The sequence below is a fragment of the Actinosynnema sp. NPDC050801 genome, from assembly GCF_040673975.1.
Lineage (GTDB): Bacteria > Actinomycetota > Actinomycetes > Mycobacteriales > Pseudonocardiaceae > Actinosynnema.
Map to the genome: position 1 here is coordinate 126,171 of NZ_JBFAQZ010000002.1, position 22,977 is coordinate 149,147.

A 22,977-nucleotide genomic window follows, 5' to 3' on the forward strand; every position below is an offset into this window, starting at 1 on the left:
GATCAGGACCGTAGCGTGGCGGGAATCGAGGGTCACCGGTCGTTGCCGCCGTCCCGGGCGGCGGAGAGGGTGGACGGTGTGGAACGCGAGGTCCTGGTGGTCGGGTACGAGGGTGCGGCGCTGACCGACATCGCGGGCCCGGCGGACGTCTTCGACGGGGCCAACCGGGTGCGCGGCGGCTACCGGGTGCGGCTGGCGGCCGTCGGCGGCGGGTTCGGGGTCACCGGCGGGCTGCGGGTGGAGGCCGAGGACCTGCGGGAGGTGTCCGGCGGGGTGGACACGGTCCTGGTCGTCGGCGGGTTCACCTTCGCCCGGGCGGCCCGTGACGCCGAGCTGCGGCACCACCTGCGGCGGGTCGCGGACGGCGCGCGGCGGGTGGGCAGTGTGTGCACGGGGGCGTTCGTGCTGGCCGCGGCAGGCCTGTTGGACGGCGCCAGGGCCACGACGCACTGGGCGTACTGTGACCGGCTCGCCGCCGAGCACCCGTCGGTGGACGTGGTGCCGGACGCGATCTACGTGCAGGACCGGCGGCTGGTCACGTCCGCCGGCGTCACCGCGGGCATCGACCTGGCGCTGGCGCTGGTCGAGAGCGACCACGACGCCGCGCTGGCCAGGCTGATCGCCCGGTGGATGGTGGTGTTCCTGCAACGGCCGGGCGGGCAGTCGCAGTTCAGCGTGAGGTCGAGCGTGCCGCCGGTGCGCGAGCCGGGGTTGCGGGCCCTGCTCGACGCGATCGTCGACGACCCGGCGGCGGCGTGGACGGTCGAGCGGATGGCCCGTCGCGCCGCGATGAGCCCGCGGCACTTCGCCCGGGTGTTCCCGCGTCGGGTCGGCGTGTCGCCCGCCCGGTACGTGGAACGGGTCCGGGTCGAGGCGGCGGCGGGGGTGTTGGAGTCCGGCGACGAAGGACTGGAGGTCGTGGCCAGGCGTTGTGGTTTCGGGTCGGCGGAGACGCTGCGCCGGGCGTTCCTGCGGGTGCTCGGCGTGCCGCCGGGCGGCTACCGCGACCGGTTCCGCACCACCGGCATGGCATGAGACCAGAGGGACTTGGTGCAAGGGATTCGGTGCGGGAGATCGGATGGCAGCGGGATCGGATGCAGGGGGAACGGATGACTGAGGAGGAACGGATGCAGCAGGGGGATCGGATGGACGTCGCTTTCGTGCTCTACCCGCGGATGACCGCGTTGGACCTGGTCGGGCCGTACGAGGTGCTGGGGCACCAGCCGGAGGTGACGGCGCACTTCGTGGCCGCGTCACCCGAGCCGGTGCGCACCGACGCGGGGTTGACGATCGTGCCGACGACCACGTTCGACGCGCTGGACCGCGCCGACGTGGTCGTCGTGCCGGGCGGCGCCGGCTGGGCGGAGGTGTTGGCGGAGGGGGTGGTCGCCGCGTGGCTGCGCGAGGTGCACCCGACCGCGACCTGGACCACGTCGGTGTGCAGCGGGTCGACGTTGCTGGCGCAGGCGGGCATCCTCGACGGCCGTCCGGCGACCACGCACTGGGCGTTGCGCGACGAGTTGGCCGCCCTCGGCGCGGTGGTCAGCACCGAGCGGGTGGTGGTCGACGGGTCCGTGGCCACCGGCGCCGGGGTGTCCGCCGGGATCGACATGGCGCTCACCCTCGTCGGCCGGATCTGGGGTGACGAGCGGGCCCGGTTCACCCAGCTGGTGATCGAGTACGACCCCGACCCGCCCTACCGGACCGGGTCGCCCGAGCGGGCGCCCGCCGAACTCGTCGCCTTCGCCCGCGGCCTGTTCGCGGCCGGCTGACCGGGTGACCGCGGCCAGCACGGCGGGCTGCCCGCCGTGCTGGCGCAGCACTTGGAGCGGCAACCCGGCCAACGCGAGCACCGACCCCTCCTCGAACAGCTCGCCGTCCAGGTCGAGCGTGCCGCTGAGCACGATCACCAGCGCGTCCCGCCACTCCCGCGGGTCGTACGGGCCGGTGCCCGCCACGGTCACCAGCCGGACGTCGAAGTTCACAGCGTCGCGGGGAGGCCGAAGAGCGGGAACCGGTCGGACGGGAACGTGATGATCTCCGCGATCTCGCCGTCCTCGATCCGCAGCACGTCCAGCGCCACCGGCCGGAAGTGCTCCTCGCCGGGCTTGCGGGCGTAGGCGGCGATGGCGGGCTGCCGGTTCGCCCTGGTCTCCAGCGTCTTCCACTCGCCGAACGCCTCCGGACCCACCATCACGGGCGTCCAGAGCTCCATCACGGCGTCGCGGCCGACGTACCACTCGGGCTGCGGCGGCATCGTCCAGGTGATGTCCTCGCGCAACGTGGAGGCCATCAGCTCCACGTCGCAGCGCTCGGTGGCCTCCACGAGCCTGCGGACGACCGCCTTCTCCCGCGGGTTCGAGTCGCCGGACCAGTCGGCACGCCGTTGCGGCAGGTGCTTGCGCATGGTCACGCGGGCGCGCTGCAACGCGCTGTTCACCGCGGGCACCGTGTCCTCCAGCAACGCCGCCGTCTCGTTCGCGGGCCAGCCGAGCACGTCCCGCAGCACCAGCACCGCCCGCTGCTTGGCGGGCAGGTGCTGCACCGCGGCCAGGAACGCCAGCTCGATCGTCTCCCGCGCCACCACCTCCTCGTCCGGCTCGGCGTCCAGCAGCGCGTCCGGGAACGGCTGCAGCCACGGCACGTCGGCCGCGGGCATGTCCTCGGTGGTGGTCTGCGCGGGCCGGCGGTTGATCACGTCGAAGCACGCGTTGGTGGCGATGCGGTACAGCCAGGCGCGGAACGACGACCGCCCCTCGAAGGTGTCCCGGGAGCGCCACGCCTTGAGGAACGTCTCCTGCACCAGGTCCTCCGCCTCGTCGAACGAGCCGAGCAGCCGGTAGCAGTGCACCCGCAGCTCGTGCCGGTACCGCTCCGCTTCCCGCGTGAAGTCCACCGTCATCTGCGCAACCTCGCTCATGGTCACCCTCCGGGCTTGTACGGTGACGTGCCGGTCGCACGTCGCACAACATGTGACCCGGCGGGCCCGGAGAACTCATCGGTCGCTCGGGGACCGGTCGCGTCGGATCGGGGGAGCGGGTGGTCGGGGGCACGGGGTTCCGCGCGGTGTTCGCGGTGCCGGAGTTCCGGGTGCTGTGGTCGGCGGCGGTGCTGTCGACGGTCGGCGACCAGCTGGCCCGGGTGGCGTTGTCGGTGCTGGTGTTCCAGCGCACCGGGTCGGCGGCGTGGACGGCGTTGACCTACGCGTTGACGATGCTGCCCGCGCTGGTGTCCGGGGTGCTGCTGACGGGCCTGGCCGACCGGTACCCGCGGCGGACCGTGATGGTGGTCGCCGACGTGGTGCGGGCCGTGCTGCTGGCCGTGATGGCGGTGCCGGGCGTGCCGCTGCCGCTGGTGGCGGCGTTGTTGGTGGTCGCGCAGCTGGCCGAGCCGCCGTTCGCCGCCGCGCAGGGCGCGCTGCTGCCGTCCGTGCTGGGCGAGCGGTACGAGGCCGGGCAGTCGGTGCACCTGATCACCCACCAGGCCGGTCTGCTGCTCGGGTTCGTCGGCGGCGGCCTGGTGGTGGCGTGGCTGGGCACGTCCGGTGCGCTGCTGGCCGACGCGGTGACGTTCGCGTTGTCGGCGTTGCTGCTGCGCTTCGGCCTGCGCGCGCGGCCGGCGCCCGCGTCCGTGCCCGCCGCGCACGTGCGGATCCGGGCCGGTGCGGCGCTGGTGTGGCGGGACCGGCGGCTGCGGCTGCTGGTGGCGCTGGGGTGGCTGGCGCTGTTCACCGTGGTGCCGGAGGGGCTGGCCGCGCCGTTCTCGGCGGAGGTCGGCGCGGGTGCGGCCGGTGTCGGCCTGCTGCTGGCCGCCGACCCGGCCGGGATGGTGCTGGGCACGGTGTTGCTGCGGTTCCTGCCCGCGTCGTTGCGGGTGCGGCTGCTCGGGCTGCTGGCCGTGGCCACCGCGTTGCCCCTGGTCGGTTACCTGTTCGCGCCGAACCTGGTCGGTGCGGTGGCGCTGCTCGCGTTGAGCGGGGTGTTCAGCGCCTACCAGGTGACGGCGGGCGCCACGTTCGTCCGCCTGGTCCCGGACGAGCAGCGGGGCCAGGCGTTGGGCTTCGCCCGCAGCGGCCTGGTCGCCGCGCAGGGCGTCGGCGTGGCCGCGGGCGGCCTGCTGGCCTCCGCGACGGGCTCCCCGACCACCGCCATCGCCGTGGCGGGCATCGCGGGCACCGTCCTGGCCGTCACCGTCACGACCGCGTGGTCCCGGGTGGCACCCACCGCGGTCGCCTGACCCTCACCCGGGTCGGGGGACGTCGCCGGGCCACGGCAGCGCGGGCGAGTAGCGGCCGGCCAGCGCCGCCAAGAACGAACCGGCGTGCACCGTGGCCGGGTGGTCGGGACCGCGCACGTCCCGCAGCAGCGTCCTCGTGCGGCGCAGCGTGCGGACCGCCCACCGGGGTCGGACGGCCTCCTGCCGTGCCAGGGCCAGGCGACCCACGGCGTAGGCGTGCAGTTGCCGGGCCAGCAGGGCGTCGGGGTGGCGGCGCCCCAGGTGCCGCGCGCGTTCGGCGGCGAGCTCCTCGAACTCCGCCGCCGCCTCGACCCACCTGCCCTGCCACGCCAGCGCCTTGCCCAGGCTCTCCCGCGTGTCCAGGGTGTCGGGGTGGTCCGCGCCGATCAGCACCGTCCGCTCGGCCAGCACCCGGCGGTAGCCGTGTTCCGCCTCGGTCCAGCGGCCCTGCATGCCCACGCTCCAGCACAGCATGCACCGGGTGTGCAGGACGTCGATGTCGTCGTGGTGCAGGCCGGACCGGGCGCGGCGCCGGTCGCGGACCTCGCGCAGCTCGCGTTCGGCGCGGGCCCAGTCACCCCGCCGCCCCGTGGTCCACGCGAGATCGTGGCGGGTGCTCAGGGTGTCGGGGCGGTCCGGACCGCCGGGCAACGCGGTCTGCGCCGCCAGCACGTCCCGCAGGACCTCCTCGGCCTCGGCGAAACCGCCCTGCTCGCGCAGCGCCCACCCCTGGACGTGCCGCAGCCGCAGGTAGGCCGGGTCCGCGTCGCAACCCAGCTCGCGGGCGACGGCCATGGCCCGCACGACGAGGTCCTCGGCCCGCCGCTCGGCGCGACTCCACAGGTAGGCGGTCGCGCAGGTGGCCACGCAGTCGAGCAGCCGCACCCGCTCCCGGTGGTCGAGCCGGGGGCCGACCTGCGTGAGCAGGTGGTGCACGTGCGGGGTGAGCAGGTGGAACCGTGGCCAGTCCGCCGCGGCGCCGACCCGCAGCGCGTCGACCGCGGCGCCGATCGCGGCGACCGCCGCCCGACGCGTCCGCGCGGGCCTGGGGTCACCGGGCGGCAGCGCGTCCATCACCGCGCCGGTGACCTCGGCGATGAACGGGTGCACCTCCACCGCCGGGATGTCGCCCCCGGCCTTGGGGCGTTGCGCCAAGCCGACCGACGCCAGGCCGCGAAGGCACCGGAAGATCGTCTCCAGGTCGCCCGCCGGGGACGGCCCGAGGTCCAGCAGGCGGGTGAGCAGCCGCCGTCCCGGTTCCTCCGGCGCCAACGCCGTGATCAGCTCCTCCGGCACGGGCGCGCCGGGCGCGTAGCAGGCCAGCAGCCACAGCAGCCGCCTGGCGTGCGGCAGGCCGTTGCCCTCCAGGGCGTCCAGCGACAGCTCCCAGGTCCGGCCGACCAGGTCGCGGCGGTCCCGGTCCAGGGAGACGTCGAAGACGCCCGCCACGCCGTCGACGTCGAGCGCGTGCCGGTACCGGTCGAACGTCGGCCACGACACGAAGTCGCCGCCCAGGTACAGCCCCGCCAGCCGCAGGGCCAGCGGCAGGCCGCCGAGCCGGTCGGCCAGCGCGCCCGCCGACCGCTCGTCACCCGCGCGCGGCGCGAGGTCCAGCAGCACGCGGGCGCCCGCGGCCCGGTCCAGCGGACCGATCGAGGTCGCCTCCACGTGCCCCGGCCAGCTCGACCGGTCGTGCCGGCGGGTCGTCACCAGCACCAGCCCCGTCGCCGACTCGCGGATCCACCCGGTGCCCTCGGGCGGGCCGAGCAGCTCCGGCACGTCGGCGTTGTCGACGACGAGCAGCCACCCCGGCTCGACGCCCGCCAACCGGCGCCAGACGAGGTCGGCGACGTCGCCGAGGCCCGCGACCCGGTGCGTGCGGATCGCCTCCTGGTGCGCCGCGCCGAGCCCGAGGTCGCGGGCCAGCCCGACCAACCCGCCCGACAGGTGCTCCTCGGTGACCGCGTTGAGCCACCAGACCCGCCGCCCGTGCTCCTGCTCCGCCCGCCGCGCGACGATCCGCGCCACGGTCGACTTGCCCATGCCGCCCGCGCCGAACAGCAACCGCGGACCGCCGGGGCGCGGGCTCACCACCCGGTCGAGCAGATCGGTCACGACCACGTCGCGGCCGTGCGCCACCGGCGGACCGGGTTCGCTCGGCACCGCCGTCGAGATCCCGGTGACGACCCAGGTGTCCGACGAGCGGGCGCCCGGCCCGTGCAGGTGCACCTCGCCGATGCTGCCCGCCTGCACCGCCGTCCCGGTCACCGCGCCGGACAGCGAGTTGGCCGTCGTCACGTCCTGGCGGGCTAAATCGGGTTCGTGCTCCATCGCGTCCCCTCCGCAGCGGTCCCCGGGATCATGATGCCGTGCTCAGGCGAAACCGGTCGTTCCTGCTGTTGTGGGCGGGCCAGTCGGTGTCACTGGTCGGGTCGCAGGTGACGGTGGTCGCGGTGCCGCTGGTGGCCGCGCTGACGTTGGGTGCGGGACCGTGGGGGATCGGGGTGGTGGCGGCGTGCGCGCGGCTGCCGTACCTGGTGTTCGGGTTGCCGGCCGGGGTGTGGGTGGACCGGTTGCCGCGGCGGGTGGTGGCCGGGGTGTGCGCGCTCGGGCAGGCGGCGAGCCTGGCGGTGGTGCCGGTCGCGGCGGGGCTCGGGGTGTTGTCGGTGGGGTTGTTGGCCGTGGTGGCGGCGGTGGCCGGGACGTTCGCCGTGTTCGGGGACATCGCGGGCCTGGCGTTGGTGCCGATGGTGGTGCCGCGGGAGCTGTTGACGCGGGCGCAGGGGGTCGTGGAGGTGGGCCAGGCCACGGCGCAGGTCGCCGGGCCCGCGCTGGGCGGGTGGCTGGTGGGCGCGTTCACCGCGGCGGGCGCGCTGGCGGCGGACGCGGTGAGCTTCCTCGTCGCGGCGGTCACGTTGGTGTGGGTGCGGGTGGTGGAACGGCCGCAGGCGGGCGCGGGGATGTGGGCCGGGGTGCGGGCCGTCTTCGGCCACCAGGGGTTGCGGCGGGTCACGCTGTGCACCGCGACGCACGTCTTCTGGTTCAACGCCTTCACCGTCGTGGTCGTGCTGCACCTGGTGACGGCGTTGGGGCTGTCGGCGGTGCGAGTGGGGTTGACGCTGTCCGCCGGAGCGGTCGGCGGGCTGCTCGGCGCACTGGTCGCGGCGCGGCTGGGCGAGCGGTGGGGGCGCCGCCGGACGATGGTCGCCGCCGTCCTGGCCACCGGGGGAGGGCAGGCGCTGGTCGCGGTGGACCAGCTGGTGGTCGTCGCGGTGGCGGTGATGTGGTTCGCCCTCCAGGTCTACAACGTCCACCAGGTGCCCGTGCGTTACGAGGTCACGCCGGCCGAGCTGCACGGGCGCGTCAACGCGACCATCCGCACCGCGGTCTGGGGCACCGCGCCCGCCGGCGCCCTGGCGGGCGGGCTGCTCGGCGACCTGGTCGGCCCGCGGGCGACGCTCGTGCTCAGCGGCCTGGGCGCCGCGACGGCGTGCCTGTGGCTGGTCCGGGCACGGGTCGGCTGACCGCACGCCGGCCGCGGGAGTGGGGAGCGCTCGCCGCGGCCCGCGCCTGACCTCGGGTCTTGCCGTTCACGGTGGTTCCCGGCTCCGGTCTTCACCAGATCTTGTCGCGCATGGCGGCGCACCTCCCTCGACGTGGTTGCCGGCGCGGATCGCGATATCGGGGGTTCACCAAATCTTGTCGCGCACGACGACACCTCCGTCCTGTCTCGATTGGTCCCGGCCGGCGGTGTCACCAGATCTTGTCGCGCACCGCGCTCACCTCCAGTGGGTCGGGTCACCCCGGTAGCGGCTGACATCGACACAGGTCACCATTACTGTGACCCTCCGTCCGGACGCCATGACAGTCCGGGATAGACAGTCGTGAGGAACCATGGGCAGAGCGCGTTCGACGTCGTCGGGCGATCGACGCTGGTCACTATGGTCCCTGCCGAGGCAGGCCCTGGTGTACGTGCTGTCGGTGGATCTGCTCGCGGTCGTCGGAATCGCCGCGACCACCGCGTGGCCCGTGCCCGCCGGCTCGTGGACCACGTTCGCGGTCCTGGCCGGCTGCGCCGCGCTGCACCTGCACTGCTCGCGCTGGATCGAGCGCATCCGACGCGACCACAGCCACCTGCCGCACGTCGACCTGTGCAGCATCTGGATCCTGGCCGGCGCGCTCGTGCTGCCCCCGTCGCTCGCGGTCGCCCTCGTCGTGCTGGTGTACGCGCACCGCTGGTGGGTCGTCGGCCGCTGGGACGCCTCACGCCCACCGCACCGGTGCGTGTTCACCACGGCGATGATGGTGCTGGCCACGCTCGCCGCGAGCGCCGTGTCCGGTCTCACCGGCCTGCGCGGGCACCTCCAGGCCGGGCGACCCGGCGGCGCGCTCGACCTCGTCGGCGTGGTCGGCGCGGGCGCCGCCCAGTGGCTGGTCAACACCGTGCTGGTGGCCGCGGTGATCCTGCTGACCGTCCGGCCGCGCTCGGTGCGCGACTCGATCGGCAGCGGCCCGGACAACCTGCTCGAAGCCGGTCAGCTCGCGATGGGCGGGTTCGTCGCCCTCGCCGTGGCGTGGTGGCCCGGGTTCGCGCTGCCGATGGTCGTCGCGGCCGTCGCCCTGCACCGCACCGTGCTCATCCACCAGCTGGAGCTGGCCGCCCGCACCGACACCAAGACCGGCCTGCTCAACGCCGAGGCCTGGCACCTGCAGGCCACGCTGGAGTTGCGACGCACCCGGCAGCAGCCGCCGGGCGCGCGCGTCGGCCTGTTCATGATCGACGTCGACCACTTCAAGGACATCAACGACACCCACGGCCACCAGACCGGCGACCTGGTGCTGCGGCGCATCGCGGCGGCGCTGGAGAGCGCGGTCCGGCGCGGTGACGCGGTGGGCCGCTTCGGCGGTGAGGAGTTCGCCGTGCTGCTGCCCGGCGTGGAGCACGAGGAGGCGGTGGCGATCGCCGAGCGGATGCGCTCGGAGGTCCACCGGGTGCTCGTGGACGACGGCGACGGCGGCACGGTGGCGGGCCTCACGGTCAGCATCGGCATCGCGGTGTGGCCCGAGGTCGCCGAGGACACCGTGGAAGGGCTGCTCGCGGCGGCGGACGCGGCCCTGTACGACGCGAAGCGGCTCGGTCGCGACCAGGTGCAGGCGGCGGGCAGGCACCGCCGCGCCCGGTGGACGCCCGCGGCCCGCTCCGAGCGGCCCGGCGTGTAACGAGCGCGACTACCTGCCGGATCTCCTACAGGTCGGGGCGTGGGTGGCGTAGTTTCTGCCCGCCACCTCCGACACGGTGGTCTCCTCTCCTCGCTTGCAAGGGTCGTGAGCCAGTGGACCTCGGTGCCCCGCACGGAATCCGCTTCCGCTTCGAAGCGGGGCTGCTGCGTGCCGTCCTGCTCGACGTGCACCGCAAACCGCCCGTGGACGCGGTCGAGGAGCTGACCGCCGAGGCGGGCGCCCGAGACCTGCTGGTCGACGAGACCCGGGACGGGCACGTGCGCGCGGTGCTGCGGCACCGCTTCGACCTGCCCGCGCCCGCCCGCTGGCGGCTCGCCGTCGACGCGCCCGCCACCGAGACCGCGGACGGGGTGTCGTTCGCCCTGCCCGACGCGGTGTCGCTGCTGGTGTCCGGCTCGTCGCCGTGCGCGGTCGAGGACGGCGGCGTGTCCGTGCAGCTGCCGGCGGGCGAGTCGGAGCTGAGCGTCACGGTGATCAGCGAGCCGGTGTTCGAGGTCGGCGACACGGTCGTGGTGTGCCGCCCGGACCAGGTGCGCGAGGCCGCCGTGGTGGTGTCGTGCCTGCCACCGGACCGCGTCACGCCCGTCGTCGCGCTGAGACCGGCGGACGCCTCGTCGCACCGGCACGACCGGCTGGTCGCCCACCTGCTCGACGCCGTGGGCGTGCGGCGGGTGGTGTTCCTCGCCGAACCGGACGAGGAGCTGTTCGGCGACCTGCCCGAACGACTGCACCTGCCGTGCGAGGACCCGGTGGGGCTCACCGCCAAGGCGTGGGAGCTGCTGCGCGGTGGTGAGCCCGACCGCACCCTCGACGTGGCGCCGGACGCCGACTTCGTCGCCGCCCTGTTCACCGCCCTGCGCACCGGCGCGGCGCTGCGCGTCGACGAGGGCGCCCCGCCCGTGCCGCTCGCCGGGTGCAACCCGGACGACGTCGACGAGGCCGTGCTGGTCGAGCGCACCGGCGAGGTGGACGACCTGGCCGCCGCCGGCTACGCCCACCACCGCGGCGCCCGGCTGGTGATCACGCCGAAGCCGGACCTGGTCGAGGTGGGCCGGGTGGTGGCCGAGGAGCAGGAGCGGGTCACCGCGGCGGCCGGCGCGATCGGCGACGCGGTCAAGGGCATCGGGTTCGTCGAGGCGCTGTGGCGGTACCTGTCCACCGGCGGGCACGACCCGTACGCGGCGGTCGAGGCCGTGGTCACCGGGCAGGTGCCCGCCGAGGCGGTCGCGGAGGTCGGCGACCGGCGGCTGACCGCGTTCACCACCGGCCTGCCGTACTCGTTCGTGCACACCGAGGACGTGAACTGGGCGCGCAAGCCGATCGGGCACGTGGTGGCCGACCCGGCGCTGGTCGTGCTGACCGAGTTGCACCGGGCGGGCGTGGCGCGCGAGCCCGGCGCGTTCAGCCTGGTGTTCGACTCCGGGGCGTTCGCCCTCGGCGGAGCCGAGAATCAGACAACAGTGCCCGAGACGTCCCTTGGGCAGCTCAGGCACCACACCCACCCCGTCGTGCTGTCCGAGCAGGACGCCTCACCGGACGTGCTGCGCGACCTCGTCGTCGACCTGCCGGTCGAGCTGGTGTTCTTCAACTGCCACGACACCGACGGCGCGATCGTGCTCGACGGCCACACCCTGCCCGACGACGACATCCCGGTGACGCTGCGGCACCGGCCGATCGTGTTCAACAACTCGTGCCGGTCCTGGACGCGGCTGGGCCGCGAGTTCGTCCGCGCCGGCGCCCGCGGCTACATCGGCACGCTGTGGACCATCCCGCCGAACCTGGCCGCCGGGTTCGCCCGCACCGTCGTGCGGCGGCTCACCGCCGAGGAGACGCCCGCCGCGCGTGCCATCGTCAACACCGGCACACCGGGCGGCATCGAGCGGTCCTACCTGTACGTCGGCACGGTCAACGGCAGGCTGGACGAGTGGCGCGACCGGTCCACCACCGACGCGGAGGCGGCGCTGACCGGGTGCGAGCTGCTGGCCGCCGCCGCACGCGACGGCTCGGACACCCTGTCGCCGGTGCTGCACCGGGAGATCACCGCGCTGCGCGAGGTGGCCGAGGCGGGCGGGCTGACCGACACCGCGTCCTACGCCGACGTGCTGCTGGCCGAGCTGAAGCTGGAGGACGACGACGAGCGGGCCGCGGCCCTGGTGGAGCGGGTCGACGTGCTGCTGGCAGAGCTGGACCTGCCCGACGACGAGCTCGAAGCCCTCTGGGCGACCAGGTTCGAGCTCACCGGCGCCCGGTCCGAGCGGCGCGGGGAATACGGGGCCGCGCTCGCGGACTTCGAACGGTGTGTGGGCTTGGGCGACGCGTGCCGCGACCGGGCGGACGTCCTGCTGCGGATGGCGAGGCTGCTGATGCGCGAAGGCAGAACCGACGAAGCCGGACAGGCGGCGCGGTTGGCGTACGAGGAGCACCTCGTGCGCGGGGACGGACCGGGGCAGCTGGAGTCGATCACCGTGCTGGACGACCTCGGCGACGCCGACGCCGACACCGCCCTCCGCTACGCCGTCGAGGGCCACGACCTGGCCGAGGAGCTGGGCGACCGGGCCAGGCAGGCCGCGTTCAAGCTCGCCGAGTGCGACCGCCACCGCGACCGCGGCGACCTCGCCGCGGCGATCGAGGCCGGGTCGCGGGCCGTGGAGCTGTTCCGCGACCTGGGCGATGACCGGCAGGAGTTGGCCGCGTTGCGCCGGCTCGGCGCGTGCCACCGCGACCGGGGCGACCTGGAGACCGCGCAGCACTACGCCGCCGTGGGCTTGGCGCGCGCCGAGCAGGTGGGCGCGGCGGCCGAGGTGGCGTCGTTCCACGACGACCTGGGCGGCGTGCTGACCGCGCGCGGCGAGCACGGCAAGGCGTTGGGGCACTACCGGCACGCGGTGGAGAAGCTGGTCGCGACCGGCGCGTGGGAGCGCGGCGCGGAACTGCTGCCGCACCTGGCGGTCGGCGCGGTCCGGGCGGGTGACCCGGAGGCGCTGTGGACCGCGGCCCTGTCCGGCGGCCTGATCTGCGAGGTCGCCCCGCGCGAGGTGTGGGCGTCGCTCGTGCCGCTGGTGGTGGACACGATGAAGCGGGCGATCGAGACCGGGCCGCTGCCGCTGACCGAGCGCGGGATGACCGACTTCGCCAGCGCGGTGACCGCGGGCAGGCGCGAGGACATGCCGTTCCAGGTGGGTCTGCTCGCCGACGTGGTGGTCGTGCTGCTGGCGTGGTTGATGGACCGCGCCGACGCGGGCATCCTGGCGTTCGCCCGCGAGCTGGACCGCACCAGCGGCGGGGTGATCGACCTGGTCGGCTACCTGTCCGTGCCCTACGCCGAACGCGCCCGCGACCCCGGCGTGAGCCGGTCGCGGCCTACCAGTGCCGACCCTCGCTGAGGTCCTCCAGCTCGGGCCGTGACAGGTGCAGCACCTGGAAGAGCACCGCGTCGTCGGTGTCGGGCGCCGTGCGCCAGAGGCTGAAGCGCACCAGCTCCCAGTTCCGGGGGTCGATCGCCAACGAGGTCGAGTGCAGCTCGGGGTCGTGCCTGAGCCGCTCCAGGTCGTCGAGGGCCTGGCCGATCGCCTCGGCCGGGTCGGCGTCGGCGGGCAGGCGCCAGGTGCGCTTGGTGGCCGCGGTGGCGTTCCCGGCGGCACCCCGGTGGAACGCGAGGCCGGCCCAGTGCTGCACGGCGGGGCGGCCGAAGTCGTTGACGATGCCGCGGAAGCCCGGTCCCCACAGGAAGGCGTTCATGCCCTCGGCGGTGCGCCACAGGTAGAACGGGGCGTACTGGTTGACCGGCGAGCCGTCGACACCCCGTGCCCTCATGCAGTAGGCCTTGAGCCCCAGGCCGGGGAACGCGTCCAACGCCGAGCCGCGGGTGGCGACGCGGGTGCGGATGACGTCCATGTCGTAGTCAGCGGGCAGGGTGATCTCGTAGTGCATCGCGTGCATGTCAGGTCCCCCGGTACGTGGCTGCGGTGCGCGGGTAGAGCTCGCGGTAGGCCGCGAGGTGGCCCCAGGGCGTGGTGACGGACTCCGCCCGGAGCAGGCCGTGCACCAGGGCCCGGGCGAAGACCGCCCTGGCCGCGGCGAGGACCCGGCCGGGGTCGGCGTCGTGGGTGCCGGTCGAGGCGGCGAACGCGGTGTCGCCGTCGGTGAGGCCGTGGGCCGGGCGGACGGCGGTCGCCAGGCCGTCCTGCGCGGCGTTGGCCAGGGCGAACGGGTGCGGCAGGCGGGCGTTGGTGGCGATCACGCCGATGACCGTGTTGAACGGCTGCGCGTGACCCGCGATCCGGGCCGCGTCGAGGTCGTCGCCCTGGTAGGCGGGGAACTCGTCGGGCAGGCCCAGGTGCGCGGCGAACGGCAGGCCGGTGTCGAGGTCGACCGACGGGCCGACCGCGTTGAGCACGGCGATCGCGCCGACGACCACACCACCGGGCAACTCGGCGCTCGCGGTGCCCAACCCGCCCTTCAGAGTGGCGTTGAGCGCGCCCGTGCCCGCGCCGACGTTGCCCTGCGCGACCTCGACGCCCGCGTCGCGCACCGCCTCCGCACCCTCCTCCGCCCCGGGGCGGGCGTGGAAGTCACCGCCGCGGCCCAGGTCGAACAGCGCGGCGGCGGGCACGAACGAACCCAGCTCCCGCGCCGCACCGTCGGCCGCGGCCAGCCCGTACGCGCTGCCGCCGGTCAACACGACACCCCGCACCTCCCGGCCGCCGTGGCGGGGGTCGAGCGCGACGGTGTCCCTGGTCGCGGGCGCGCCACCACGAACATCCACAGTGGACAGCGTGCCGGGCGGGAACAGCACGGCCGTGGTGCCGGTCAACGCGCCGCCACCGATCCGCGTGGCGTGCCCGACCAGCACGCCCGGCACATCGGTGATCGCGTTCCGCACGCCGCCGATGCTACTTGTCGGCCGGCCGCGGCGGCTCCGGGCGACGGGCGCGCCGGTCACCGGACGCGAGCAGGCGACCACCGATCTCGCGGACCACCGACGCCAGGAGGTCGATGTCGTCCGCGGTGGTCCGCCAGTTCACGATCGCGGGTCGCAGCGCCACCATGCCGCGGTAGACGGTGGTGCCCGCGTAGACCCGGCCGTCCTCGATCAGGGCCTCGCCCAGCTCGCGGTTGAGGGCGTCGAGGTCCTCGGCCGGCACGCCCGGCGGGCGGTAGCGGAAGCAGACGATGAACACGGTGATCGGGGCGAGCAGCTCCAGGTCCGGTGCTTCCTCGATGCGGCGGCCCAGGCGCAGCGCCAGGTCCTGGTGGCGTTCGACCATCGCCCGGTGACCGTCGCGGCCGTAGGCGCGCAGCGTCGCCCAGATCGGGAAGGCGCGTGCCCGGCGCGAGGACTCGGGGCCCAGGTTGTTGTGGTCGACGAACTCCTCGTCCGGGGTCGGCAGGTACGCGGCGTTCCAGCCGCCGAAGGCGCGTCTCAGGGCCGTCCGGTCCCGCACGAACGCGACACCGCTCTCATACGGCACGTTCAACCACTTGTGGCAGTCCGCGGCCACCGAGTCGGCGCGCTCCACACCCCGCACGAGGCCGGCGGTGCGCGGGGACAGGGCGGCGAACAGCCCGAACGCGCCGTCCACGTGCAGCCACGCCCCGTGCCGCTCGGCCAGGTCCGCCAGCTCGTCGATCGGGTCGAAGTCGCCGCCGTTGACCTCGCCCGCGTTGCCGATCAGCACCGCGGGCCCGGACGAGGCCAGCTCGCGGTCCAGGGCGTCCACGTCGAGCCTGCCCGCGTCGTCACGGCTCAGCGTCCGCACCGAGTCGCGGCCCAGCCCGAGCAGCTGCAGCGCCTTGCGACTGCTCGGGTGCACGTACCCGCTGGAGAACACCGGCAGCCGCGGCAACCCGACCAGGCCGTCCGCGGTCACGTCCACCCCGTGCTGCCGCGCCCACCAGTGGCGCGCGCACGCCAACCCGGTCAGGTTCGCGAACGTCGCGCTCGGCGTGAGCACGCCGCCGTGCGACGCGGGCAGCCCGAACGCCTCCTTCAGCCACCGCAGCACCACCGTCTCGGCGCGCGCGGCCAACGGCGAGGTCAACCACAGCCCGGCGGCCTGGTCCAGCAGCGAGGTCACCCAGTCCGCGGCCTGCGCGGCCGGTGTCGCGCCGCCGACCACGAAGTGGAAGAACCGCGGCCCGGACGAGTGCGTGGCGGCCCGCGTGCCGATCCGCAACAGGTCCGCGATCGCGGCGATGGTGCCGTCACCGGACTCCGGCAGCGGACCGTCCAGCTCGTCGACCAGGTGGGCGTGCGTGGCGTCGCGCACCGGCAGGTGCGGCAGCGCGTCGAGGTACGGCCCGGCGGCACGCGCGACCATCCCCAACGCCTCGGCGGCGTCCTCTCTGGCGTTCAGCGGATCACCCATCGTGGCAGGGTATGCCGTGATGACGCGACGTGGACAGTTCAGGGGCCGGGCGGTCGACGCCGGGGTGGACGCGTTCCTGGGGATCCGGTACGCGGAACCGCCGTTCGGTGCGCGTCGGTTCGCCGCGCCCGTGCCCGCCGACCCCTCCGGGGACTGCCTGGAGTTCGGGCCGATCGCGCCGCAGTCCGCGCGGTTGCCCGGCGCGCCGGTGTGGCGGCCGGGTGACGAGGACGTGTTGACGCTCAACGTGTGGACCCCGTCCACATCGGACGGGCCGTGGCCGGTGCTGTTCTACGTGCACGGCGGCGCCTACACGTTCGGGTCGTCGGCTCAGCCCGACTACGACGGCACCGCGCTGGCGCGGGCCGGGCTGGTCGTGGTGACGTGCAACTACCGCCTCGGGTTCGAGGGGTTCGGGCACGTGGACGGGCGGCCGGACAACCGCGGGCTGCTCGACCAGCGGGCCGCGCTGCGGTGGGTGCGGGAGAACATCGCGGTGTTCGGGGGCGACCCCGGCACCATCACCGTCGGCGGGCAGTCGGCGGGCGCGGCATCGGCGTTGTTCCTGGCGGCGTGGGAGCCGGTGCGGCGGGTCATCGCGCACAGCGTGCCGGGCCGCTGTTACACGCGGGGGTTCGCGCGGCGGGTCGCGGAGTGGATCGACACCGCGACGCCGGAGTCCGCGGTGGCCTCGGCGGACGCGCTCGTGGCCGCGCAGCGCCGGGGACCGCTGAGCTGGGACCCGGTGCTGTTCGGGCCGGTCGCCGACGCGCTGCCCGCGCCGGCCCCGGCGGTCGACGCCCTGCTGTGCCACACCGACGTCGAGTACGCCCTGTTCGAGGCGGTGGGCACGTTCCGACCGCCGGCCGACCTGCGCGCGTTCGGCCGCGGTTGGGGCGTCCCGGACCACGTGGTGGCGGCATACGAGCACTTCGAGGACGCGCACGTGCGGCTCGCCGGTGACCTCGTGTTCGCCGAACCCACCACCAGGCTGGCCGAGGCGCACGGGCGGGCGTTCCTGGCGCGGTTCACCCGGCCACCCGCCTGGCACACGGCGGACGTCCCGTTCTCGTTCGGCAACCTGGACGGTGGCGACTTCCTGATCGGCGGCCCGGCCGGCGACGACGAGCGCGCGCTGTCCCGTCGGATGCTCAGCGCCTGGGTGGACTTCTGCACCACCGGTGACCCGGGGTGGACCGGTGTGCGGCACTGGGGTGACGGGCACCGGGGTGACGAAGTGGAGGCCCGGCGCGAGCCGTGGCGGGGCGTGGACGTCTTCGCGCCCGTCGACCACCCCGTCGAGCCCGTCACCTCCAGCGCCGCGGCGCATCGACCGATCGGTTGACGGGCGTGGGTCCGCGGTGGACCCGCGCCGTCGACCGGATCGTTGATCCCGCACGCCTCGCGCCGCACCAGGCTGGGGCCATGACGCACACACGAATCCCGCCGGGGCCGGTCACCGGCGGGGAACGGTCGCTCGCGCCGGACCTGGCGCGCGGCCTGATGCTCGCCCTGATCGCCCTGGCCAACTCCGTCGTCTACCTCTACGGCCGCCCGTACGGCGTGCGCCAGCACATAGTCGAGGACGGCGTGCTCGACCGGATCGTCGGTGTGCTCGACGTGGCCCTGGTCGACGGGCGCGCGTACCCGATGTTCGCGGCCCTGTTCGCCTACGGCGTCGTGCACACGTACCGGCGGCAGCGGGAGTCCGACGTGGACGACCGGGAGGCCGTGCGGCTGCTGCGCCGGCGGAGCCGCTGGCTGATCGTGTTCGGTGCGGCGCACGTGGTGCTGCTGTTCCCCGGCGACATCCTGGTGACCTACGGGATCCTGGGGTTCCTGGTGGTGGCGTGGCGGCGGGTGTCGGACCACAAGCTGCTCACCGCCGCCGCGCTGTGGCTGGTCGTCGTGGCGGTGGTGCAGGGAGCCGCCCACATGGTGCCCTCGGACGGCGGACGGTCCTTCTTCCTCTCCTTCGAGCAGTCGGACGCGGTGGGGGCGCTCGCCCTGCGACCGGCGGAGTGGCTGCTGACGCCGTTCGGCGTCATCGGCGTGGGCAGCGCCGTCCTGGTCGGCACGTGGGCCGGCCGGCGCGGGGTGCTCACCGACCCGGCCGCGCACCGCGCCCTGCTGGTCCGCACCGCCGCGATCGGGCTCACGGCGGCGGTGGCGGGCGGGTTGCCGGTCGCGCTCGCGGTCGGCGGCGTCTGGGCGCCGACGTCGCCGCTCGCGCTGTGGGGCATCTCGGCGTCGCACGCGGTGACCGGGGTCGCCGGTGGTCTCGGGTACGCGGCCCTCATCGGGTTGGTCGCGGTCCGCGTCGGCGAACACCGGGGACCGGTGGTGCGGCTGCTCGTCGCCGGTGGGCAGTGCTCCCTGAGCTGCTACCTGTTCCAGTCCGCGGTGTTCGTGGCGTTGCTGACGCCCTGGGGCCTGGGGTGGGGTGCGTGGCTCGGTACCGCCGAGGTGGCGGTCGTGGCCCTCGGCACGTGGCTGGTCTCGGTGCTCCTCGCCGCCCTGCTGCGGCGGACGGGCAGGCGTGGCCCGGCGGAGGCGGTGTTGCGTCGGCTGACTTATCGCCGTGCGGCGGCGAAGATGGCGGTGTGACGACGGTGGACGAGCGGTCGGGCCTGCTGCGGGAACGGCGGTGGAACCAGGCATGGGCGTTCGCCCCGTTCGGCCTGCTGCTCGTGGCCGGTGCGGCGTCGGTGGCCACCGATCCCGGCGGGTGGTCCCACCACGCCGTCACCCTGGGCATCGCCGCCGGTCTCGCCGTGTGGCACTGGTGGTTCGTGGTGGCGCACCCGCAGTGGTGGGACCGGTTCGTGTGGCCGATGGTCTGGTACTTCGTCGGGCTGCTCGTGTTCACCTCCGTCCTGGTGCTGCACGGCGAGGTGTTCCAGCTGTTCGTCCCCATGTGCTACGTGCTCGCGTTCGTCGCGCTGCCGGGGTGGCGCGCGTACGTCGGTGTGGTGGCGGCGAACATCCCGTGGCTGATGATCCCCGGCCCGGACCCGCGGCGGCTGCTGCTCAACCTCGGCCTGAGCACGGCGCTGGCCGTGCTGGTCGGCGCCATGATCAGGGCGATGGAGCGGGAGGCGGTCCGGCGGCGGGAGACCAACGCCGAACTGGTCGCCGTGGCCGCGGAGAACGCCCGGCTGCACGGTCTGCTGGTCGACCAGGCCAGGGCCGCCGGGATCGCCGGCGAACGCGCGCGGCTGGCCCGGGAGATCCACGACACCGTCGCCCAGGGGCTGACCGGGATCGTCACGCAACTGGAGGCGCTCGACGAGCGCGCCCTCCCACCCGGTCCGGCGCGCACCCGGATCGACATCGCGGGCGGCCTGGCGCGCACCAGCCTGGCGGAGGTCCGCCGCTCGATCGAGGCGTTGCGGCCCGGACCGTTGCAGGACGCGCGGTTGGGTGACGCGGTGCGGCAGGCCGTGGCGACGTGGCGGGAGCAGTACGGCGTGCCCGCCACGTTCACCGTGACCGGCACGCCGCAGCCGTTGCACTCGGAGGTCGAGGTGACCGTCCTGCGCGCCGCCCAGGAGAGCCTGTCCAACGTGGGCAGGCACGCCGGGGCGCGACGCGTGGACGTCACGCTGTCCTACATGGAGGACGTGGTGGTCTTGGACGTGCGCGACGACGGGACCGGGTTCACGCCGGGGCGGGCCGGCGGGTTCGGGCTCACCGCGCTGCGGGAGCGGGTGCGCGCGTTGGCCGGTGACGTCGACATCGAGTCCGCGCCCGGGGCCGGGACCGCGGTCAGCGTCACCGTCCCGGTGATCGGGGTGGACCGGTGACGCCGCTGCGCCTGGTCGTCGTGGACGACCACCCGGTGGTGCGGGACGGGCTGCGCGGCATGCTCGGCACGCAGCCGGACCTCACCGTCGTCGGCGAGGCGGCCTCCGGGACCGAGGCCCTGACCGTGGTGGCCGCGGCCCGCCCGGACGTGGTGCTGACCGACCTGCGGATGCCCGACCCGAGCGGCGGCGTCCTGATCCGCCTGCTGCTGGACCGCGTGCCGACCACCCGGGTCCTGGTGCTGACCACCCACGACACCGACTCCGACGTGCTGCCCGCCATCGAGGCGGGCGCCATCGACTACCTGCTCAAGGACGCACCCCGCGAGGAGCTGTTCCGGGCGGTGCGCGCGGCGGCGCGCGGCGAGACGGTCCTGGCCCCGTCGGTCGCGGCCCTGCTGCTCACCCGCATCCGCCCGCGACCGCTGACCCGGGCGAGGCTGAGCGCGCGGGAACGCGAGGTCCTCGCGCTCGTCGCCGAGGGCCGGAGCAACCGCGAGGCCGCCGCCCGGCTCTACCTCAGCGAGGCGACGGTGAAGACGCACCTGCTGCACATCTACGCCAAGCTGGAGGTGCCCGACCGCGCGTCCGCCGTGGCCGCGGCCTACCGGCTCGGCATGCTCGACGGCTGACCCCGGCACCGCCGACGCGGCACCGGCAGCGCGCGGCATCGCCATCGCGCCGGCACCCGGCAACGCGCGGCACCGCGATCGCGCCCGCACCCGTCAGCGCGCCGGCACCGCCGACGCGGCACCGTCAACGCGGGTCGTCGCGCTCCCGCCGCACGGTGACCTTGCGGCCCTTGATGGTCGCGCCCCGCAGCGACGCGATGACCTGCTGCGCCGCCGAGTCCGGCACCTCCACCAGTGAGAACCGGTCGGCGATCTCGATGGCGCCGATGTCGCGGCCGTTGAGCCGCGCCTCGCCCGCGATCGCGCCGACCAGGTCCTGCGGCCGGATGCCCGAGCTGCGTCCCGCACCGACGAACAGCCTGGTCATGCCCGCGGACGGGCGGCGCGGCTTGCGCGGTTCGCGGCGTTCGCCGCCGCCCTCGCGACCGCGGCGCTCACCGGACGGCCCGGACCTCGGCACGTACTCCGGGATCTCCTCCTCGTCCGCCGCCGCGCCGGTGGCCTCGTGCGCGAGCTTCACCGCCGCGAGCGCCACCTCCATGACGTCGAACTGGTCGGTCAGCGTCTCCACCACGACCCGGAAGCTCTCCAGGTCGTCCTCCAGCAGGCTCTCGTGCAGCGCGGCGCGGGTCAGCTCCAGCTTGCGCGCGCGCAGGTCCGCGATCGTGGGGACCTTCTCCATGTGGATGCGCTGCTTGGTGACGCGCTCGATGGTCTTGAGCATGCCGTGCTCGCGCGGCTCGGCCAGGGTGATCGCCACGCCCTCGCGGCCCGCCCGCCCGATCCGGCCGATGCGGTGCACGTAGGACTCCGGCGCGGACGGCACGTTGTAGTTGACGACGTGCGTCAGCTGCTCGATGTCCAGGCCGCGGGCGGCGACGTCGGTGGCCACCAGCAGGTCGGCCGTTCCGTTGCGCAGCCGCGCCATCACGCGGTCGCGCTGCTCCTGGCTGATGCCGCCGTGCAGCGACTCGGCCCGGTAGCCGCGCCCGTTCAGCGTCTCGGTGAGCTGGTCGACCTCGTCACGGGTGCGGCAGAACACGATCGCCGCGGTCGGCGCCTCGACGTCCAGCACCCGGCCCAGCGCGGCGGGCTTGTGCGCGCGCGGCACGACGTACGCGCTCTGCCGCACCTTCGGCGCCTCGCCCGGCTCGGCCTGCTCCCGGCCGATGGTGATGCGCACCGGGTCGGACAGGTGCTGGCGGGCCAGCCGGTCGATGCGGCCGGGCATGGTCGCGGAGAACAGCACGGTCTGCCGCCCCGCCGGCGTCTCGGCCAGGATCGTGTCCAGGTCCTCGGCGAAGCCCATGTCGAGCATCTCGTCGGCCTCGTCGAGCACGACGACTTCCAGGTGCTCCAGCTTCAACGTGCCCCGGCTGAGGTGGTCGACCGCACGGCCCGGCGTGGCCACCACGACGTCCACGCCCTGCTCCAGCACCCGCAGCTGCCGCCCGATGGGCTGGCCGCCGTAGATCGGCAGCACCCGCGCGCCCAGCTCCCGGCCGTACCGGTGCACCGCTTCGGAAACCTGCACCGCCAACTCGCGCGTGGGCACCAGCACGAGCGCGAACGGCGCCCTCTGGTTGCGCTCGCTCGCCGCCAGGCGCTCCAGCACGGGCAGCGCGAACGCGGCCGTCTTGCCGGTGCCGGTCGCGGCCTGCCCGAGCAGGTCACGGCCTCCGGTCAACGGCGGGATCGCCTCGCGCTGGATGGGGGTGGGCTCCTCGTAGCCGAGGCCGGTCAGCGCCCGGAGGAGTTCGGGGCGCAACCCGAGGTCGGCGAAGCTGGTCCGGTCGTCGGGCTCGTCGTTCATACCCTCAAGTCTCGCTGATCGCCCTCGAACCGCTCGGTGAGGGGGGTCGCCTGGCGCGTACCGCCACCCGGCGGCACGCGCGGACCGATCAAGATCCACTCGTGGGAACCGCGCGGCCGGCTTGCGCGCGAAGACGTGGTGCGCACATCCGGTCCGTCACGTGCCACGTCAACAGTTGACCGCCGGAATTCGTGCGAATTGACGGTTAACGGTGGGTGCGGCGACGCCGGACGAGTCGGTGAACGAATCGGGAATCACCCCGCGACGGCGACGTGAAGTCATTTCGAGGGGGTGAACCCGAAGGTGCGCGTCGGCCGGTCGGACGAACACCGGTGCACCGGTCGCCGGTCCGCGGAACCGGGGATTCACCCGAAGGCAACACTGGAGCCGCCCGCTATACCTCTCCTATATTTCGCGATCGGCATCCCCTTCATGGTCAACTCACCGGTAGCGTGCCGCGGGTCAATACCGAGCGTGAGTGTTCGACCCGGGGGTGGTGGGCGTGGCGGTGGACGACCTGGACGGGCACACCGGGCACGACGTCCGGCCGGTCTCGTTCGGCCTCGACGGCGTGTGGTTCGAGATCCGCCTCGGCGCCGCCAACGCGGCCCGGCTGCGCGCCGCGCTCGACCGGTTCGTGCGCGCCGCGCGCCGCCTTCCCGGCACCACGCCCGCACCGGTACGCAGCGTCGATGCCCAAGAGGCGCCGACCGTGCGGCACTGGGCGCGCCGGCACGGGTACCGCGTCTGCGACCGCGGCCGGATCTCCGCGATCGTGCTGGAGGCCTACGGACGTGCGCACCCCGACCGCCGGCCCGGTTCCGGCCCCCGGGACGCCCCGGATCACCCGAAGCGGCTAGGCGGTCGTGACGCGCTGTAGC

The 22,977-nt window shown here is 74.6% G+C and carries 17 protein-coding genes; 11 read left to right on the forward strand and 6 right to left on the reverse strand.

Annotated features, from left to right (window positions below; genetic code table 11):
* Window positions 1-15: 15 nt before the first annotated feature.
* Complete coding sequence (locus tag AB0K14_RS05485) at window positions 16-1,035, forward strand: DJ-1/PfpI family protein (protein ID WP_360447756.1); 1,020 nt, start codon at window positions 16-18, stop codon at window positions 1,033-1,035.
* Between the two features lie 74 nt (window positions 1,036-1,109).
* Window positions 1,110-1,772, forward strand: coding sequence for a DJ-1/PfpI family protein (locus tag AB0K14_RS05490; RefSeq protein WP_360447758.1), 663 nt, complete (start codon window positions 1,110-1,112; stop codon window positions 1,770-1,772).
* A gap of 209 nt (window positions 1,773-1,981) precedes the next feature.
* Here AB0K14_RS05490 and AB0K14_RS05495 read toward each other — a convergent pair whose 3' ends face one another.
* On the reverse strand, window positions 1,982-2,926 hold the full coding sequence (locus AB0K14_RS05495; RefSeq protein ID WP_360447760.1) for an RNA polymerase subunit sigma-70: 945 nt from the start codon (window positions 2,924-2,926) through the stop codon (window positions 1,982-1,984).
* Window positions 2,927-3,039: 113 nt separating this feature from the next.
* Here AB0K14_RS05495 and AB0K14_RS05500 point away from each other — a divergent pair, with 113 nt between their 5' ends.
* Window positions 3,040-4,236, forward strand: a complete 1,197-nt coding sequence (locus tag AB0K14_RS05500; protein WP_360447762.1) for an MFS transporter — start codon at window positions 3,040-3,042, stop codon at window positions 4,234-4,236.
* A gap of 3 nt (window positions 4,237-4,239) precedes the next feature.
* Here AB0K14_RS05500 and AB0K14_RS05505 read toward each other — a convergent pair whose 3' ends face one another.
* The gene (locus tag AB0K14_RS05505; RefSeq protein WP_360447764.1) at window positions 4,240-6,567 is read right to left on the reverse strand and encodes a tetratricopeptide repeat protein; all 2,328 of its coding nucleotides are present in this window, start codon (window positions 6,565-6,567) and stop codon (window positions 4,240-4,242) included.
* Window positions 6,568-6,605: 38 nt separating this feature from the next.
* On the opposite strand from AB0K14_RS05505, the gene AB0K14_RS05510 reads away from it, so the two are divergent.
* The 3 genes from AB0K14_RS05510 (at window position 6,606) to AB0K14_RS05520 (ending at window position 12,860) form a co-directional block, all read left to right on the forward strand.
* Complete coding sequence (locus AB0K14_RS05510) at window positions 6,606-7,760, forward strand: MFS transporter (protein WP_360447766.1); 1,155 nt, start codon at window positions 6,606-6,608, stop codon at window positions 7,758-7,760.
* Between the two features lie 370 nt (window positions 7,761-8,130).
* On the forward strand, window positions 8,131-9,456 hold the full coding sequence (locus tag AB0K14_RS05515) for a GGDEF domain-containing protein (RefSeq protein WP_360447768.1): 1,326 nt from the start codon (window positions 8,131-8,133) through the stop codon (window positions 9,454-9,456).
* 113 nt (window positions 9,457-9,569) lie between these two features.
* Entirely contained in the window at window positions 9,570-12,860 is a 3,291-nt protein-coding gene (locus AB0K14_RS05520; RefSeq protein WP_360447770.1) for a tetratricopeptide repeat protein, read from the forward strand.
* Here AB0K14_RS05520 and AB0K14_RS05525 read toward each other — a convergent pair.
* The 3 genes from AB0K14_RS05525 to AB0K14_RS05535 are packed head-to-tail and all read right to left on the reverse strand — an operon-like array spanning window position 12,838 to window position 15,845.
* Entirely contained in the window at window positions 12,838-13,416 is a 579-nt protein-coding gene (locus AB0K14_RS05525) for a DUF4865 family protein (RefSeq protein ID WP_360447772.1), read from the reverse strand. The genes AB0K14_RS05520 and AB0K14_RS05525 overlap by 23 nt on opposite strands.
* 1 nt (window position 13,417) lies before the next feature.
* On the reverse strand, window positions 13,418-14,359 hold the full coding sequence (locus AB0K14_RS05530) for a P1 family peptidase (RefSeq protein ID WP_360447774.1): 942 nt from the start codon (window positions 14,357-14,359) through the stop codon (window positions 13,418-13,420).
* Window positions 14,360-14,369: 10 nt separating this feature from the next.
* The gene (locus AB0K14_RS05535) at window positions 14,370-15,845 is read right to left on the reverse strand and encodes an aminotransferase class I/II-fold pyridoxal phosphate-dependent enzyme (RefSeq protein ID WP_360447776.1); all 1,476 of its coding nucleotides are present in this window, start codon (window positions 15,843-15,845) and stop codon (window positions 14,370-14,372) included.
* Window positions 15,846-15,864: 19 nt separating this feature from the next.
* Here AB0K14_RS05535 and AB0K14_RS05540 point away from each other — a divergent pair, with 19 nt between their 5' ends.
* The 4 genes from AB0K14_RS05540 to AB0K14_RS05555 all read left to right on the forward strand — a co-directional run bounded on the left by AB0K14_RS05540 (window position 15,865) and on the right by AB0K14_RS05555 (window position 20,283).
* On the forward strand, window positions 15,865-17,190 hold the full coding sequence (locus AB0K14_RS05540; protein WP_360447778.1) for a carboxylesterase family protein: 1,326 nt from the start codon (window positions 15,865-15,867) through the stop codon (window positions 17,188-17,190).
* An 80-nt stretch (window positions 17,191-17,270) separates the two neighbouring features.
* Window positions 17,271-18,452, forward strand: coding sequence for a DUF418 domain-containing protein (locus tag AB0K14_RS05545; RefSeq protein ID WP_360447780.1), 1,182 nt, complete (start codon window positions 17,271-17,273; stop codon window positions 18,450-18,452).
* Window positions 18,449-19,651 carry a sensor histidine kinase gene (locus AB0K14_RS05550; RefSeq protein ID WP_360447782.1) on the forward strand — a complete coding sequence of 401 codons (1,203 nt, stop codon included), beginning with the start codon at window positions 18,449-18,451 and terminating at the stop codon, window positions 19,649-19,651. The genes AB0K14_RS05545 and AB0K14_RS05550 overlap by 4 nt, the downstream gene beginning before the upstream one ends.
* Window positions 19,648-20,283: a response regulator transcription factor gene (locus tag AB0K14_RS05555; protein ID WP_360447784.1), complete on the forward strand. Its 636-nt coding sequence runs from the start codon at window positions 19,648-19,650 to the stop codon at window positions 20,281-20,283. The genes AB0K14_RS05550 and AB0K14_RS05555 overlap by 4 nt, the downstream gene beginning before the upstream one ends.
* 124 nt (window positions 20,284-20,407) lie before the next feature.
* On the opposite strand, the gene AB0K14_RS05560 is transcribed toward AB0K14_RS05555, so the two are convergent.
* Window positions 20,408-22,096: a DEAD/DEAH box helicase gene (locus tag AB0K14_RS05560; RefSeq protein ID WP_360447786.1), complete on the reverse strand. Its 1,689-nt coding sequence runs from the start codon at window positions 22,094-22,096 to the stop codon at window positions 20,408-20,410.
* A gap of 478 nt (window positions 22,097-22,574) precedes the next feature.
* Between AB0K14_RS05560 and AB0K14_RS05565 the strand changes: the two genes are divergently transcribed.
* Complete coding sequence (locus AB0K14_RS05565; protein ID WP_360447788.1) at window positions 22,575-22,976, forward strand: histone-like nucleoid-structuring protein Lsr2; 402 nt, start codon at window positions 22,575-22,577, stop codon at window positions 22,974-22,976.
* Window position 22,977: the final 1 nt, after the last annotated feature.